Origin of the sequence: Ancylomarina longa (genome assembly GCF_003996985.1) — a bacterium.
In the GTDB taxonomy this organism is placed as follows: domain Bacteria; phylum Bacteroidota; class Bacteroidia; order Bacteroidales; family Marinifilaceae; genus Ancylomarina_A; species Ancylomarina_A longa.
Genome location: NZ_RJJX01000280.1, coordinates 1 through 389, shown reverse-complemented (window position 1 = coordinate 389; position 389 = coordinate 1). Strand labels below are relative to the sequence as shown.

2 protein-coding genes are annotated in these 389 nt (G+C 40.1%); one reads left to right on the top strand and one right to left on the bottom strand.

Going from position 1 to position 389, the window contains the following annotated elements:
- Nucleotides 1-7: 7 nt before the first annotated feature.
- Nucleotides 8-172 (top strand): hypothetical protein, encoded by a 165-nt coding sequence (locus DLK05_RS18450; RefSeq protein WP_369073586.1) that lies wholly within the window; start codon nt 8-10, stop codon nt 170-172.
- 88 nt (nt 173-260) lie between these two features.
- On the opposite strand, the gene DLK05_RS18445 is transcribed toward DLK05_RS18450, so the two are convergent.
- Nucleotides 261-386, bottom strand: coding sequence for a hypothetical protein (locus DLK05_RS18445; protein ID WP_369073585.1), 126 nt, complete (start codon nt 384-386; stop codon nt 261-263).
- Nucleotides 387-389 lie beyond the last annotated feature (3 nt).

Genomic DNA, 389 nt, shown 5'->3' with positions numbered 1-389 from the left:
AGTCTCTATCGACTACAAAACTGACCCACGCTCCACCATAGTCGATGCAAAATCCACGATGGTAATTAACGATACCCAGCTAAAAATTTATGCGTGGTATGACAATGAATGGGGCTATGCCAATCGCACGGCTGAACTCGCCTACATGGTTGGCAAAATTGACCAAGCTTAATCCTCATACATAACGCTTATATGCATATCAATAATCCATTCAAAAATTTATCGGAAGATGTTCGCCAATACAGCATCATCACTGGCAATTATTGGGCATTTACACTAACCGATGGCGCACGCAGAGAGAATAGCATAGTATTATCCGATTCGTGGGGATATGAAAAAGTTTTCTTATTCCAAGTCTTAAAATAAGTAATAAAGGGTTGGGTCATCTT

Excerpts from the sequence above, each read along its gene's own strand:
- DLK05_RS18445 (WP_369073585.1), bottom strand. The coding sequence starts at position 386 with ATGACCCAACCCTTTATTACTTATTTTAAGACTTGGAATAAGAAAACT.